General features: G+C 53.5%; 13 protein-coding genes and 1 tRNA gene. 11 read left to right on the forward strand and 3 right to left on the reverse strand.

Annotation, left to right across the window (positions count from 1 at the left end; all coding sequences use genetic code 11):
* Positions 1–49: 49 nt before the first annotated feature.
* Positions 50–136, reverse strand: a tRNA-Leu gene (locus ACJJIJ_RS19650).
* A gap of 242 nt (positions 137–378) precedes the next feature.
* On the opposite strand from ACJJIJ_RS19650, the gene rnr reads away from it, so the two are divergent.
* The 6 genes from rnr to ACJJIJ_RS19680 all read left to right on the forward strand — a co-directional run bounded on the left by rnr (position 379) and on the right by ACJJIJ_RS19680 (position 7,217).
* Positions 379–3,108, forward strand: a complete 2,730-nt coding sequence (gene rnr, locus ACJJIJ_RS19655) for a ribonuclease R (protein WP_444938215.1) — start codon at positions 379–381, stop codon at positions 3,106–3,108.
* A gap of 12 nt (positions 3,109–3,120) precedes the next feature.
* Positions 3,121–3,876 (forward strand): 23S rRNA (guanosine(2251)-2'-O)-methyltransferase RlmB, encoded by a 756-nt coding sequence (gene rlmB, locus ACJJIJ_RS19660; protein ID WP_252084243.1) that lies wholly within the window; start codon positions 3,121–3,123, stop codon positions 3,874–3,876.
* Between the two features lie 227 nt (positions 3,877–4,103).
* Entirely contained in the window at positions 4,104–4,658 is a 555-nt protein-coding gene (locus tag ACJJIJ_RS19665) for an RNA polymerase sigma factor (protein WP_444899250.1), read from the forward strand.
* 18 nt (positions 4,659–4,676) lie between these two features.
* On the forward strand, positions 4,677–5,249 hold the full coding sequence (locus ACJJIJ_RS19670) for a hypothetical protein (RefSeq protein WP_444938216.1): 573 nt from the start codon (positions 4,677–4,679) through the stop codon (positions 5,247–5,249).
* 60 nt (positions 5,250–5,309) lie between these two features.
* Positions 5,310–5,855 (forward strand): hypothetical protein, encoded by a 546-nt coding sequence (locus ACJJIJ_RS19675; protein WP_444938217.1) that lies wholly within the window; start codon positions 5,310–5,312, stop codon positions 5,853–5,855.
* A gap of 75 nt (positions 5,856–5,930) precedes the next feature.
* Positions 5,931–7,217 (forward strand): tetratricopeptide repeat protein, encoded by a 1,287-nt coding sequence (locus ACJJIJ_RS19680; RefSeq protein ID WP_444938218.1) that lies wholly within the window; start codon positions 5,931–5,933, stop codon positions 7,215–7,217.
* A 114-nt stretch (positions 7,218–7,331) separates the two neighbouring features.
* On the opposite strand, the gene ACJJIJ_RS19685 is transcribed toward ACJJIJ_RS19680, so the two are convergent.
* Both ACJJIJ_RS19685 and ACJJIJ_RS19690 read right to left on the reverse strand, forming a co-directional pair.
* On the reverse strand, positions 7,332–8,138 hold the full coding sequence (locus tag ACJJIJ_RS19685; RefSeq protein WP_444938219.1) for an isocitrate lyase/PEP mutase family protein: 807 nt from the start codon (positions 8,136–8,138) through the stop codon (positions 7,332–7,334).
* Between the two features lie 230 nt (positions 8,139–8,368).
* Positions 8,369–9,199, reverse strand: coding sequence for an alpha/beta fold hydrolase (locus ACJJIJ_RS19690; protein ID WP_444887830.1), 831 nt, complete (start codon positions 9,197–9,199; stop codon positions 8,369–8,371).
* Between the two features lie 338 nt (positions 9,200–9,537).
* Here ACJJIJ_RS19690 and rpsF point away from each other — a divergent pair, with 338 nt between their 5' ends.
* The 5 genes from rpsF to dnaB all read left to right on the forward strand — a co-directional run bounded on the left by rpsF (position 9,538) and on the right by dnaB (position 13,145).
* Positions 9,538–9,981: a 30S ribosomal protein S6 gene (gene rpsF / locus ACJJIJ_RS19695; protein WP_252084250.1), complete on the forward strand. Its 444-nt coding sequence runs from the start codon at positions 9,538–9,540 to the stop codon at positions 9,979–9,981.
* Positions 9,982–9,993: 12 nt separating this feature from the next.
* The gene (rpsR, locus tag ACJJIJ_RS19700) at positions 9,994–10,224 is read left to right on the forward strand and encodes a 30S ribosomal protein S18 (RefSeq protein WP_108731487.1); all 231 of its coding nucleotides are present in this window, start codon (positions 9,994–9,996) and stop codon (positions 10,222–10,224) included.
* A 43-nt stretch (positions 10,225–10,267) separates the two neighbouring features.
* Positions 10,268–11,110, forward strand: coding sequence for a hypothetical protein (locus ACJJIJ_RS19705; protein WP_252084251.1), 843 nt, complete (start codon positions 10,268–10,270; stop codon positions 11,108–11,110).
* A 37-nt stretch (positions 11,111–11,147) separates the two neighbouring features.
* Positions 11,148–11,594, forward strand: coding sequence for a 50S ribosomal protein L9 (gene rplI, locus ACJJIJ_RS19710; RefSeq protein ID WP_152450807.1), 447 nt, complete (start codon positions 11,148–11,150; stop codon positions 11,592–11,594).
* Positions 11,595–11,702: 108 nt separating this feature from the next.
* On the forward strand, positions 11,703–13,145 hold the full coding sequence (gene dnaB, locus ACJJIJ_RS19715; RefSeq protein ID WP_252084252.1) for a replicative DNA helicase: 1,443 nt from the start codon (positions 11,703–11,705) through the stop codon (positions 13,143–13,145).
* Positions 13,146–13,207 lie beyond the last annotated feature (62 nt).

Here is a 13,207-nt window from a genome sequence, read left to right on the forward strand (position 1 = left end):
TAAGCCACAACAAAAAAAGGCCGACTCTTTCGAGTCAGCCTTTTGGAATTGGTGCCCAGGAGAGGACTTGAACCTCCACGACCGTTAGGTCACTAGCACCTGAAGCTAGCGCGTCTACCAATTCCGCCACCTGGGCAAATCAACGTGTGCTCCGTTGAGGACGCGAACTATAGAGATCTGCAGGGGGAGTGTCAACGGTTTCTTAGCGCTTATTTCAACATTTTACCCAAAGGTCTGGAAATGTGCTGAAATCGCTTATAATGCGTTCAACAGCGGCGAAACATTGAACAAAAACTCTCTACCTCCGCCGCCTGCCTTTGACCGGATAACCTCCGGAAGCCGCCTCAATGGGCGGTTATCTCAACAACGGATGCTGTTTTGACACACAAAAATACTTCAGGTCCCCTCAACGCTGACCCTCATGCCCAGCGAGAGGCGGAAAAATATGAAAAGCCTATCCCCAGCCGAGAATATTTGTTGCAACTTTTGGAGCAGCAGGCGGAACCGGTGCCCTGGGAATTTGTTGCCGACCTTCTTGAATTAGAAGATGAGGACCGGCGTGAAGGGGTGCGCCGGCGTCTAATCGCCATGTCCCGAGATGGCCAGATTGCCAGCAATCGCTCCGGTGATTTTGGCGTACTGGACAAAATGAGCCTGGTTCGTGGCCGCGTGATTGGCCACCGCGACGGTTTTGGTTTCGTTGTGCCCACGGATGGTGACGGCGATTTATTTTTGTCCCATCGACAAATGCGCAAAGTCTTTGACGGCGATGAGGTGCTGGTGCGGGAGACCCCCGGCGGCTTTCGCGGCAAGCGTGAAGGTGCCGTGGTTCGGGTAATCAAGCACAATACCGAACAGCTGGCTGGGCGCCTTTACCGGGAAAATGGTATCTGTTTTGTGCGGCCCGATAACCCCCGCGTGAACCTCGATGTGATGGTAGCGGCAGAAGATGCCGCCGGTGCCGAACACGGCCAATATGTCGTGGTAAAAATTGTCACACAACCTGGGCGTGACCGCGTACCCCAGGGGGAAGTACTGGAAGTGCTCGGCGACCATTTGGCACCGGGCATGGAGATCGATGTTGCGATCCGCAACTATGGCATCCCCCATATCTGGCCCGCGGCCTTACAGGCGGAAGTGGATGCCATTGCCGATGAAGTGCTGGAAGAGGATAAAAAAGCGCGGGTTGACTTGCGCCAATTACCCCTGGTCACTATTGATGGTGAGGATGCCCGCGATTTCGATGATGCAGTTTACTGTGAGCTTTTGCCTGACAACAGTTGGAAGCTGCTGGTAGCCATTGCCGATGTGTCTCACTATGTGCGCCCCGGCTCGGTGCTCGATGAGGAGGCCCATAGCCGTGGCAACTCGGTTTATTTTCCCGACTTTGTCGTGCCTATGCTGCCGGAGAAATTGTCTAATGGGCTCTGCTCATTAAATCCGGAGGTAGACCGCTTGTGTATGGTGTGCGAGATGCACATTGATCGCAGCGGTGAAATTACCGATTACCGTTTCTTTGAAGGTTTGATGCGCAGTCATGCACGTCTGACTTATACCCAGGTAGGGCAGGTATTAGAAGAACGGGACAATCGCGATAGTGGTCTGCGTAAGCAGTTCGCCGCACTGGTTCCACATCTGGATAATTTGCACGATTTGTACCTGGCGTTGCGCAGTGCCCGCGATCGGCGAGGGGCGATAGATTTTGAAACCACCGAAACCCGTATTCTGTTTGACAGCGAACGCAAGATTGAACGCATAGTGCCGGTTACGCGCAACGATGCGCACAAACTGATCGAAGAGTGCATGTTGGCGGCCAATGTCTGTGCGGCGGATTTAATGGAGCTGTCGGAATTACCGGCTCTCTATCGCGTGCACGATGCCCCGAAAGAAGAAAAACTCAGCAACTTGCGCGAGTACCTCGGTGAGCTGGGATTGCGACTGCCCGGTGGCTCGGAGCCACAGCCCGCGGATTTTCAGGCGTTACTGGAGCAGGTCGAGGGCCGTGCGGATGCCCATATAATTCAAGTGATGTTGCTGCGCTCCATGAATCAGGCGGTCTATCAACCGGAAAATCGCGGCCACTTTGGCTTGGATTATCGCGCCTATGCCCATTTCACCTCACCCATTCGCCGCTATCCCGATTTGCTGTTGCACCGTGCCCTGCGCTGGCTAATTCGCAATGGTAGTGCCAATGAAGCGGCAGTGGTGCAGAAGGTATACAGCGTGCCGGGTGCCAGGCCCATCGATCGACAGCAGATACTGCCCTACGATATGCCGGCGATGTTACAGCTCGGCGAACAGTGTTCCATGACTGAACGCCGTGCCGACGATGCTACCCGCGATGTGGTTAGCTGGCTCAAGTGCGAATATTTGCAGGATCATGTGGGTGAAGTTTATTCCGGCGTAATTAGTGCGGTAACGGGGTTCGGCTTATTTGTCGAGCTCAATGATCTTTTTGTTGAGGGGTTGATCCACGTGACCGCGCTGCCAAAAGATTATTACCGCTTTGAACAGGCGCACCAGCGTTTAATCGGCGAACGCAGTGGCAAACGCTACCATCTAGGTGACTCAGTTAGCGTTCAGGTGGCGCGGGTCGATCTTGAAGAGCGCAAAGTAGACTTTATTCTCGAGGAATTGGTGCCGCGTCAAAAGGCCTCCCGTGCTAAGAAAGAAACGACTAAGGTCAGTGCCCGCGCGATGGAAATGGCTGTAGAGCATCAATTGGAGCGGGAGCGGCGCAGCAAGCAGAAAAAAGACAGCAGCCGTAAATTACATGCCAGCCCCTGGGGAAAGCGCGCAGAAACCTCAGCGGAAGTAGCGCCTATTCGCAAACGTAAGGTCGGCTCCAAAGAGGCGGTCCCTGTGGAAGAGCTGACGGAGGATAAGCCCAGTACGAGCAAGAAAAAATCAAGCGAGGATGCCGACAAGCAAAAAACTGAGGCGCCGGCAAAGCGTCGCGGAAGCAAGCGCACTCCCACGCGCAAAGGCGGCAAACGCCCAGCGGTAGCTGCGCGCAAGGCTGCACAGAAAGCAGAAAAGGCCAAAACGCGTAGCGGCAAAGTTAAAAAGAAGAAGAAAGCTTCTTCTACCAGTAAAAAGAAAAAGTGATCGAGGCATAAGTTGAGCCAAGAATTGGTATATGGCCTGCACGCGGTGCAGGCTTTGTTAAAGGGTTCCCCACAAAATGTGCAGGAGTTGATGCTATTGCGTGGGCGCAAAGACCAGCGCTTACAAAAAATTATTCAGCAGGCGGAAAAAAATGATATCGCACTGCGTTTTGTCGACCGTCGCACTTTGGATGATAAGGTGGAAGAGGGCGCTAATCACCAGGGGGTAATCGCTCTTTGTGCGAGTAAAACCCAGGTTCTGGATGAGAAATTTCTGTTTGGCATGCTCGAAAAGCTGGACCAGAAAGGTGAGGCGCCATTTCTCTTGGTCCTGGATGGCGTGACTGATCCCCATAATTTGGGTGCCTGCTTGCGCTCAGCGGAGGCTGCCGGTGTGCACGCGGTGATTGCGCCCAAGGATAAATCCGCAGGTTTGACCCCGACAGCCCGCAAGGTGGCCTGTGGTGCGGCTGAGGTTTTACCCTTTGTTACGGTGACCAACCTCGCGCGTACTTTACAGCAGTTACAGCAGGCTGGAGTGTGGATTTTTGGTGCGGCAGGAGAGGCTACTCAGGATGTCTACCAGTCTCAGTTGACGGGTCCTATGGCTTTAGTGATGGGTGCCGAAGGCAGTGGCCTGCGCCGATTAACCCGGGAGCACTGTGATCATTTAATTAAAATTCCGATGGCCGGTGAAGTCAGTAGCCTGAATGTGTCTGTTGCCACCGGTGTTTGTCTATTTGAAGCGGTGCGTCAGCGCAGCGCCTGATTTATTCCTTTTTTTTTGATCTGTAAGTCCTGGTGATTACTGATGCCGGGACTTGCAGTATCTCGGCGTAGCGCTTCACACGCAAACCTCTTTTTCCCCTCTATTTCCACTATTCACTGCTAGATTTTTTCCACTGTCACACAGCAATTTTACTGTGCAGCTTTCTATTTCACGCCGCAGGTGAAAAATTTGCGGGTAACTTTTCTTTGATATCCGGGAGTAGCGGTTTGTACGCCTGGCCCCAAAAATTACTGCGACGACGATCGCGTAATGCTCGTTTTGCTGAGTTGATACATCCACATATTCGCCAACTTTATCGTATGGCCTTTCGCTGGACAGGGAATCGCGAGGAGGCTGAGGACCTGGTACAGGATGTTTTGGCAAGCCTGCTGACGCGATCTGTAGCACTGGAAAAAATTCAGCGCTTAGGTCCCTGGTTAATCAAGGTGCTCTATCACCGCTATGTGGATCTCTACCGCCGACGCCGAAGCTCCCCCATTGATGAAGAGGTTGATTGGGAGACGGTGGCAAGCGGCACGCCAGAGAAGGGACTTTCTTCTCAGGTGGAAATGCAGCGCATTTTACTGCAGGCGCTATCGAAACTAGAGGTCGATTGGCGCGATACGGTATTGCTGCACGATGTAGAGGGGTACTCCCTACTAGAGGTGGCAGATATTTTGGGCATAAGTGTGGGCACGGTGAAATCACGCCTACATCGCGCCCATAAAAAATTAAAAAAATTGCTCAGTGAGGGAACTATTAGCGAGGGTCATCCGTGTTAGTAATCAGAGGAAAAGCCAATGCTGAAATATGACGCTGAAGATTTTTCCAGTGAGATGTTGTTACGTCACCAGCTCCGCGCCCTGCCGGTTGAGAACCCTGGCGATGACTTGGAAGAGCGTATCTTAAAGTCTGTCTTCACTGGGCAGGAAAGCAGTCAATCGCCTTCTTTATCAAAATTATTTTTTGACGAATACCGGCGAGTGGGACAGTTGGCTGTGGCTGCGGGTTTCTTCGTGGTCGTGACATTGGGAGTGATACTGACATTCTTAAAAGATACCCCGATGGATGTTGGGGCTGGTTATACGCAGCAAGATGTCGAAGGCACTATCAGGCGGCCAGTGCACCTTTTACTGCACAGCAGTCGCCGGATGCCGGGGGCACTAATCAGGGTCGTCTTACCGGAAAATATGCAACTTGATGGTTATGCGAGCAGTCAGGTGTTGCAATGGCAAACGGATATTGCTGCAGGAAGTAATCGCTTGTCGTTGCCGGTGAAAATCCTCGGTGAAAATAGCACGGGGGAGATATTGATCGAAGTGGAATACGGTGGGGTGAGCAAGCGACTGCGTCAACGATTAACGCACTTGTGAAGCCAGCCGCAATGTAGGGTTCGATAGCAATTTTTGTCACAACCTAGAGGTAACCAAGCGATGTGGAAACAGGGATTATTGGCGGTGGGTGTCGCTGCAGCAGTTATGTATAGCGGCCCTTTATTGGCGCAGGAGGCACCAGAAGACCTGGATGTCACTCTCACTGTGGTTGAGGAGGGGCAGGATGCGCAAGATGTGGTGAACAACATAGAGCTTCCGCCGGATATGCAGGAGGTGGCTGAGGAAACTATCGCGGCGGTAATGGAAGCAGTAGCGGCTACTGGGCAGGGCGCTGAACATAGTGAGGAAATCGAAGCAAGGATGCGTGAGGCCCTCACGCGCCACCAGGAGTTGATTGCCAATGCGCGTCTCTCAGCAGAAGCGGCCAGGGAGGAAGCTCTGCGCACCGCTGAAGTAGCCAGGGAAAGTATCGAAGAGGCCGTTAAGAGTGCGATGAACGGTGCAGATATACAAGGCGTTATCGAGCAAGTGATGCAGGATATTCTTTCTAGTCTACCTGCGGATATTCGCGACCAGATTTCTATGGAGCTTGATGGAATGTTTGAGCAGGCTCAGGACAATTTACCCGATGGGCCAGATGCCTAATTAATTGGCATTGCAAAATTTATGACAGGGAATGTTTAGAGGTAATCCACAGTGCGAAATGGGCGAATCAGAATAGTGCTAATTACGCTGTTGGTGTTGATATCACCAGTATCAATAGCTGCAGAGTTCTTCAGTGAGGCTACGGAGGCTTTCAAGCAGGGAAAATACCGTAGGGCGCTTAAGTACTTTGAAATTGAGCGTGAGTCTGGCAATAACTCTGCAAAGCTCAGGTATAACATTGGCGTTACCTTGATGAAACTAGAGCGTTATTCGGAGGCCACGATATATTTTCTCGGCCTCCTGAATCATGCCCGCTGGAAGGATTTGGCCCGCTATAACTTGGCCATTGCCGCAGAGCGAAGTGATCGAGAATTGGTCGCACTTAAACATTACCGTATTGTGCGAGAGGGGGCGGCTACAGAAAAGCTGCGAGGCATGGCTGCGCGCCGTCTGCGCTTATTGGCAGAGGATCATCGCGGCGAACGTGAGAAACCCTGGCTGGCCACTGTCAGCCTGACGGTGGGCAATGATGACAACGCCTATGCATTGCAAAATGAACTACTGGAAGAAGCCTCGATTGGGGATGACAATTACGCCGAGCTATTTGCCTGGGGTCAATACCGCCTCAAGGGAACTGCTGGGAGTGGCTGGCGGGTGCAAGGTTACGGATTTGGGCGCAAATACAAGGAATATGACAATCTCGATCTAGCCAGTGCCAGGGCGGGATTATTCCATGATCGCCGCCTGTTTGGTTGGACTGTAGAGATGGGATTTGCCGTCGAAATGGTGACCTTGGGGGGGGAGCCTGTCACACAGCAAGCACGGCTGTTGGGTAAAGTTTCAGGGAATTGGGGGCGCTCCAGAATTGTTTTTTCCTATAGCCCAGGTTACTACTTTGGTGGCGATGATTATGCTTATTTGGATGGCTGGCGTCAGTACTTTGACTTGAGTTGGCAGCGTTCATTATTTTCGACCGAGGCGAAGTTGTTTTATCGATTCGATTACAACGATCGTGAAGGGCAGGAGAAAGCAGAGGGGGATTACTATAGCTACTCACCGGCTCGTCATACTCTTGGAGGCACCCTGGTTTGGATACCTTCACCAAGGTGGAATATATCCACAGGGGTGGAGTATCGCAGTAGCCTCTATAACGAAAGCAATCGTATTACCGATAGCCAAGGCGATGTGGATCTCTATTTTAGGGAGTCCGATCGAATGAGATCCTGGTTGGGAGCAAAGCTTCGTATTACCCCTAATCTCCATATCAATGGGAAGTACCAATATATCGAAAATGAGGAGAACCGGGAATTCTATACTTACGACAAAAGTGAATATAGTTTAGGGGTCGGTTATAGTTTTTGATAGCTGAACTATTAAATCGCTTGGGGGCAAGGATTGCTCCCCCACGCGCATCTGTAAATTTATAATGAGTAATGAGAATTTTAAGTTATTCCTTTTCGAGATTATTGATCTTGTTTATTGGATATTGGCGCCCAGGTTATTTAGATAGTTATAGTCCAGACTGTGTTCAAATATTTTTTTTGGATATTTTCCTTGGAATAACTTATTGGCCATGTTGCTATAAAGCGCATAACTCGATTGAAATAAAGCAGGTCCCCAGCTTAGCCTACGAATTCCGGCTCTCCAGAAATGGGCGGGCTCTTCCATACCGGCTAGCAGCATTAAATTGAGTGGCATACTGATTTCTTGTGTTAGCTTTTGCGCGTCCGCCAGGGAGGTTAAACCAGGAATAAATCCTCCGTTGGCACCGGCCTCCCGGTAATCGGACAACCTTTGCATCACTTCTTTCAGTGGACCCTGGCTGTTCTCAGCACTGTTTAGGTAAATATCGGTCCGCGCATTAATAAAAAAGGGTCGCGCCTTTAACGTGGAGCGAATAGCCAGGATTTTTTCACACAGTAGTTGTGGGCTTTCCCTGCCATCTTCGATATTGATACCGACTATGCCGAGATCACATAAAGTTTTAACTAGCTCGGCGACCTGCCTGGGATCAGAGCTGTAGCCATCCTCAATATCAATGGATATCGGGACACGGGAAACCCGCAAAATGCGCTTAATGGCGCTCAGGTGTTCCGATATTGGCATGCTGCTGCCATCGGCATAACCCAGTGACCAGGCCACAGCGGCGCTACTGGTAGCTAAGGCGGGAGCGCCGGCTGCTTGGCAGAGCTGTGCGCTAGCGGCATCCCAGATATTTGGAAGGACTAAGAGTCGGCTGCCTTCATGCAAAGCGTTGAATTGTTCGAAGTAATTAATGGCCATTAAATTTCCCCATGCGACGATTTATTGATCGAGTAATTGGGGTAGAAAATTACTTCGAGCCTTTTCTAACTTCTGGCCAAAAACGGAAGTGAACAGAGTAGACGTTACTGTATATGGGGGTATTACTGCGGCAGAAATTAAAAGGATTAGTAGAAAACTAGGGGTTGAGCACTTGAAGATATCCGCTGCCTTGGCGCCATACTTTGGATGGCGCCAAGACCTGTATCCACTCAGTAAGAGCCGGCTGGGTGCTGAGTCAACCAGTTGTCCACCTCGGCGATAATCGGGCGTGGATTTTTTATCCAGCTTAGGTGGGGGTTGCCTTTCGGATAGGTGGCGGCCATCTCACGGGTCTCGCCATCTACGATAGCAGCCAGTTTGCGCGCAGCCTTTACTGGTGCAAAGGGATCTCCGGCCAGGGCGATATGAAGAGTGGGTTGGTTGTTGGGCTTGTGTTTTCCAAAGCGTTTTTCTGGAGCGAAGCGCCCACTGAAAATAGAGCGGGCCCAGTCTTTCATCAGTTTGCGCGCTTCACGCCAGCCAAAACCCATGCGTGCGCCAGGGAAATAGCCGAGCAGACTCGAGGTGACACTCACTATTGAGGCAAAAAGTAAAATGGCGTACCTGTGCAGTCCGCTCCAGCTGCGGTGGTCTACATGGCCGGAGGCGATGGTGACAACCCTGGCATTGCCGGTCAGGCCGGCACGGGCCGCCAGAGTGCTAGTTTGGCCGCCGATACTGTGGCCGAGAATCAGGGCCGGGCCTGCGGGGAAGGACTCTTCCAGCAGTGCCAGTAGTTGCGGGATAAAGGCAAATACCAGGTCATCGTAGCCGTAGTCGGCATTGCGGTTAGGTCTCGGCAGGCTTTCGCCGGTTCCCGGCAGTTCGGTGATGGCGGTGCTGTAGCCGAGTCGCTGTAATTCCTTCAACAAAAGATGGTAGCGATTGGCGGGAACGCCCATGGCGGGAATCACCAGGACTAGTGGGCCTTCGCCGTTGCGAACGGTGGTGACGGGCACCTGGAAGGCGCCAAAGCTAAGGTTGTGCGTTTCTTGGGGCATGGTACTTCTCCCTACAGAGGGAGGCACTATATGCCAGCTCGCCGCCACAAACCCATGACCAGAACGCGCAGTTCAGTGGCTGAATCTACACAAAGGCAGGGTTTCGCTGGGCTAAGGCCCAGGGTGGAACGGGTGGTCTCTGAGGGAACAGTTGGAATAATTAGTTCACTTGTCCCCGAGCTGGAGAAGACACAGCCCACAAATAATTGATCAACTTGCAAGCAATCCCGCAACTGCCTAGAATACGCCGCCCGCAATGGGCTCGGTCTATCCGCGCCCGTTGTACTCCTTGCCTTACCGGACTGTCCGGAAGGCTGATTAACCCGTAAGGAGCTAAAATGCGTCATTACGAAATTGTATTCCTGGTTCACCCGGACCAGAGCGAGCAGGTACCCGGCATGGTGGAGCGTTATACCGCTGCCATCAAGGACACTGGCGGTGAAGTACACCGTCTGGAAGACTGGGGCCGTCGCCGTCTGGCTTACCCGATCAACAAGATCCACAAAGCCCACTACATTCTGATGAATGTTGAGTGCACCGAAGAAGCTCTGGAAGAGCTGACCACCAACTTCCGTTACAACGATGCGGTTATCCGTAATCTGGTAATCCGTGAAGACGAGGCGATCACCGACGAGAGCCCGATCATGAAAGCGGAAAAAGAAAGCCGTGAGCGCAAAGCTGCCCGTGCAGAGCGCACCGAGCGTCGCGAGCGCGCTGAAGAAGAGCAGTCCTCTTCTGACGCCGCAGAAGCTTCTTCCGATAACGCTGAAAGCGAAGAGTAAGGGGATTATCAGATGGCACGTTTTTTCCGTCGTCGCAAGTTCTGCCGTTTCACCGCCGAAGGTGTTAAGCGTATCGACTACAAAGATCTCGATACCCTGAAAGCCTACATCTCTGAGACTGGTAAGATTGTTCCAAGCCGTATCACCGGTACCAAAGCCAAGTATCAGCGTCAGCTGGCCTCTGCGGTCAAGCGCGCGCGTTACCTGGCCCTGCTGCCGTACACGGACAGCCACGAAGCCTAAGCCGCAGTTTGCTTAGACTCATTAATAGAGAAGCTATCTAACTATGCGCGCCGTAGCTGAGTTTATTATGCGCGGGCGCGTGCGGGCGGTGATCCTCACCATGGTGGGGATACCGCTGATAAGCCCGGCAATCCTCGCTCTAGTGAGTTTGCGCCGCGGCAGCAGCGAAGGCCTGATGGTTTTGGCCTGGGCACTGTTGCCGATCGTTGTTATGGGCATGAGCGGTCATGTACCACCACTGGTGACCGGTATTTCCGCCGGCCACTTTGCCGCAGTATTCTGCGGTGCCGTGGCACTGCGCAGTAGCCGCTCATGGGTCGCTGCACTGTTCACTGTAACAGCGGCCTCGGCGGTGGGTATTTTGCTCACCTCTGCCTTCAGCGGCGGTTTGCTCCAGGGCTTTATGCAAGCGCTCGAAAGAGCGGCAGAGCAGCCCAATACGGTTCCGATGGAAGAACTGAAGCAGGTGTTCTCAGGCGAATTGCAGATCACTGGATATCTGAGCCTGATATCGGCGATGAGCGCCACACTGGCTTTGGTTCTGGGGCGCTACTGGCAGGCGCTACTGTATAACCCTGGCGGTTTCCGCCAGGAGTTTCATCAGTTGCGTATGCCGGTATGGCTGGCGGCACTGAGTATGCTGCTGTGGGTGGTGAGCCTGGTGACCCCGGGTTACGCCTTCTGGGGCGCAGTGATCGCCTTCCCCATGGTGGTTGCAGGTATCGCCCTTATTCACTGGCTGGTCGCCAGTCGCGGTTGGGGGATTGGTCCCCTGGTGGCGATGTACGTGATGCTGGTGATTGGTGGCTTGCCCCTGGCTGGATTCCTGTGTGGTTTGGCTCTGGTAGATAGCTGGATAGATATTCGCGGGCGCTCCGCAAAGTAGGCGCGCTCTGCACAATACAGAAATTGAGGAAACCGAGATGGAAGTTATTCTGCTCGATAAAGTAGGCAAACTGGGCAACGTGGGTGATCGCGTTGAAGTTAAAGCCGGTTTCGGCCGCAACTTCCTGCTGCCGACTGGTAAGGCAATTCCGGCTACCGCAGCCAATGTTGCTGAGTTCGAAGCCAAGCGCGCTGAACTGGAAGCCGCGGCAGCTGCCAAAATGGCAGAAGCTGAGAGCCGCGCCACCAAGCTGGCCGACCTGGTTGTAACCATCGCTGCCAACGCTGGCGACGAAGGCAAGCTGTTCGGTTCTATCGGCACTCGCGATATCGCAGACGCAATCACTGCTGGCGGTGTTGAAGTAGCCAAGGCTGAAGTGAAGCTGCCGGAAGGCGCTCTGCGCGAAGTGGGCGAGTACGAAGTAGACGTACAGCTGCACTCCGACGTGACTGCTGTAGTTAAAGTCGTTATCGAAGCCGAGTAAGGTTTTGCCGACAAGCAGTTGGTGCCACAGGCGCCAGCCGCGCTACAATCGGGCGCTGCACCCTACCGGGTCAGCGCCTGTTTTGTTTCTGGTATCCAGTAAAGTCCCATGATCGACGAATACGCTACCCCCGAAGAAGAAATCCACAGTGAAGAGAGCTCACCGCTGCCGCATTCGGTAGAGGCGGAGCAATCGGTGCTGGGGGGCCTGATGTTGGATCCGGGCCGCATCGATGCGGTTGCCGAGCAGCTGAGTGAAGAGGACTTCTTTACCGCCAGCCACCGCAAGATCTTCGCGGTAATGGGCGAGCTGAGCAATGGTGAGCAGCCGCTGGATATCGTTACTCTCGCCGAAGGCCTCGCCAGTCGCGACCTCCTCGGCGAGGTGGGCGGTCCGGCCTATCTGGCGGAACTGGCCGAGAACACTCCCTCTGCGGCGAATATTGTCGCCTATGCCAAGATAGTGCGCGAGCGCTCCATGTTGCGCCAGCTGATTGCCGCCGCCGGTGAAATCAGCCGTACCAGTTTCAATCCCGGTGGCCTGGCCTCCGCCGATCTGCTGCAGATGGCTGAGCGCCGTGTAGCGGAAATTGCCGAGGGACGCGCCAAAGAGGGCGGTTTCGTCGGTGTGGATAGCCTGCTGAAGAAAACCGTCGAGCGCATCGATGAGCTGTTTAAAACTGAAGGCGATATCACCGGCCTCAGTACCGGCCTGACAGAATTGGATCAGCGCACCTCCGGCTGGCAGCCGGGCGAGCTGGTAATCCTCGCCGCGCGTCCTTCCATGGGCAAAACCGCTTTGGCACTGAATTTTATTGAGAGCGCCATGCTCAGCCAGGAGCGCCCGACCCTGGTCTTCAGTATGGAAATGCCGTCTGACAGCCTGGTAATGCGGATGTTGTCTTCAATCGGTCGTATCGACCAGGGTCGTATCCGAAATGGCAAGCTGCAGGAAGAGGATTGGCCCAAACTTTCCAGCGCCGTACAAAAAATGAAGGGCAAAGCCCTGTATATCGACGATACGCCTGCGCTCAGCCCCAGTGAGGTGCGCGCGCGCACCAAGCGCACCGTGCGCGATCACACCAATAAGTTGATGCGCGAAAATCCGCGTATGAGTCGCGAGGATGCCGAGGCCAAGAGCCTACCGGCGATGATTATGGTGGACTACCTGCAGCTGATGCAGGTGAAGGGCTCTACCGAGGGCCGCACCCAGGAAATTTCCGAAATCTCGCGCTCTCTCAAGGCATTGGCGAAAGAGTACGACTGCCCGGTAGTCGCCCTGTCGCAGCTCAACCGCGGTGTGGAGCAGCGCCCCAATAAGCGGCCGATGAACTCGGACCTGCGGGAATCCGGGGCGATCGAGCAGGATGCGGATGTGATTCTGTTTATCTATCGCGATGAGTACTACAACGAGGACAGCCCAGACAAGGGGCTGGCAGAGCTAATTATCGGCAAACAGCGTAACGGTGAGATAGGCACCTGTCGCGCGGCATTTATCGGTAAATATACGCGCTTCGATAACCTGGCACCGGAATATTATCAGGGCGAGTAGATCGCTAGGTGCCAGTCTCTGAAACCTGACTGGTAACTGCTGCTCAGCAAATACAAGGAGGG

This window comes from Microbulbifer mixtoriginis (SeqCode), assembly GCF_052467945.1.

Excerpts from the sequence above, each read along its gene's own strand:
- ACJJIJ_RS19705 (WP_252084251.1), top strand. The coding sequence starts at position 10,268 with ATGCGCGCCGTAGCTGAGTTTATTATGCGCGGGCGCGTGCGGGCGGTG.
- ACJJIJ_RS19685 (WP_444938219.1), bottom strand. The coding sequence starts at position 8,138 with ATGGCCATTAATTACTTCGAACAATTCAACGCTTTGCATGAAGGCAGC.
- rpsR (WP_108731487.1), top strand. The coding sequence starts at position 9,994 with ATGGCACGTTTTTTCCGTCGTCGCAAGTTCTGCCGTTTCACCGCCGAA.
- ACJJIJ_RS19670 (WP_444938216.1), top strand. The coding sequence starts at position 4,677 with ATGCTGAAATATGACGCTGAAGATTTTTCCAGTGAGATGTTGTTACGT.
- ACJJIJ_RS19675 (WP_444938217.1), top strand. The coding sequence starts at position 5,310 with ATGTGGAAACAGGGATTATTGGCGGTGGGTGTCGCTGCAGCAGTTATG.
- rplI (WP_152450807.1), top strand. The coding sequence starts at position 11,148 with ATGGAAGTTATTCTGCTCGATAAAGTAGGCAAACTGGGCAACGTGGGT.
- ACJJIJ_RS19690 (WP_444887830.1), bottom strand. The coding sequence starts at position 9,199 with ATGCCCCAAGAAACGCACAACCTTAGCTTTGGCGCCTTCCAGGTGCCC.
- rpsF (WP_252084250.1), top strand. The coding sequence starts at position 9,538 with ATGCGTCATTACGAAATTGTATTCCTGGTTCACCCGGACCAGAGCGAG.
- dnaB (WP_252084252.1), top strand. The coding sequence starts at position 11,703 with ATGATCGACGAATACGCTACCCCCGAAGAAGAAATCCACAGTGAAGAG.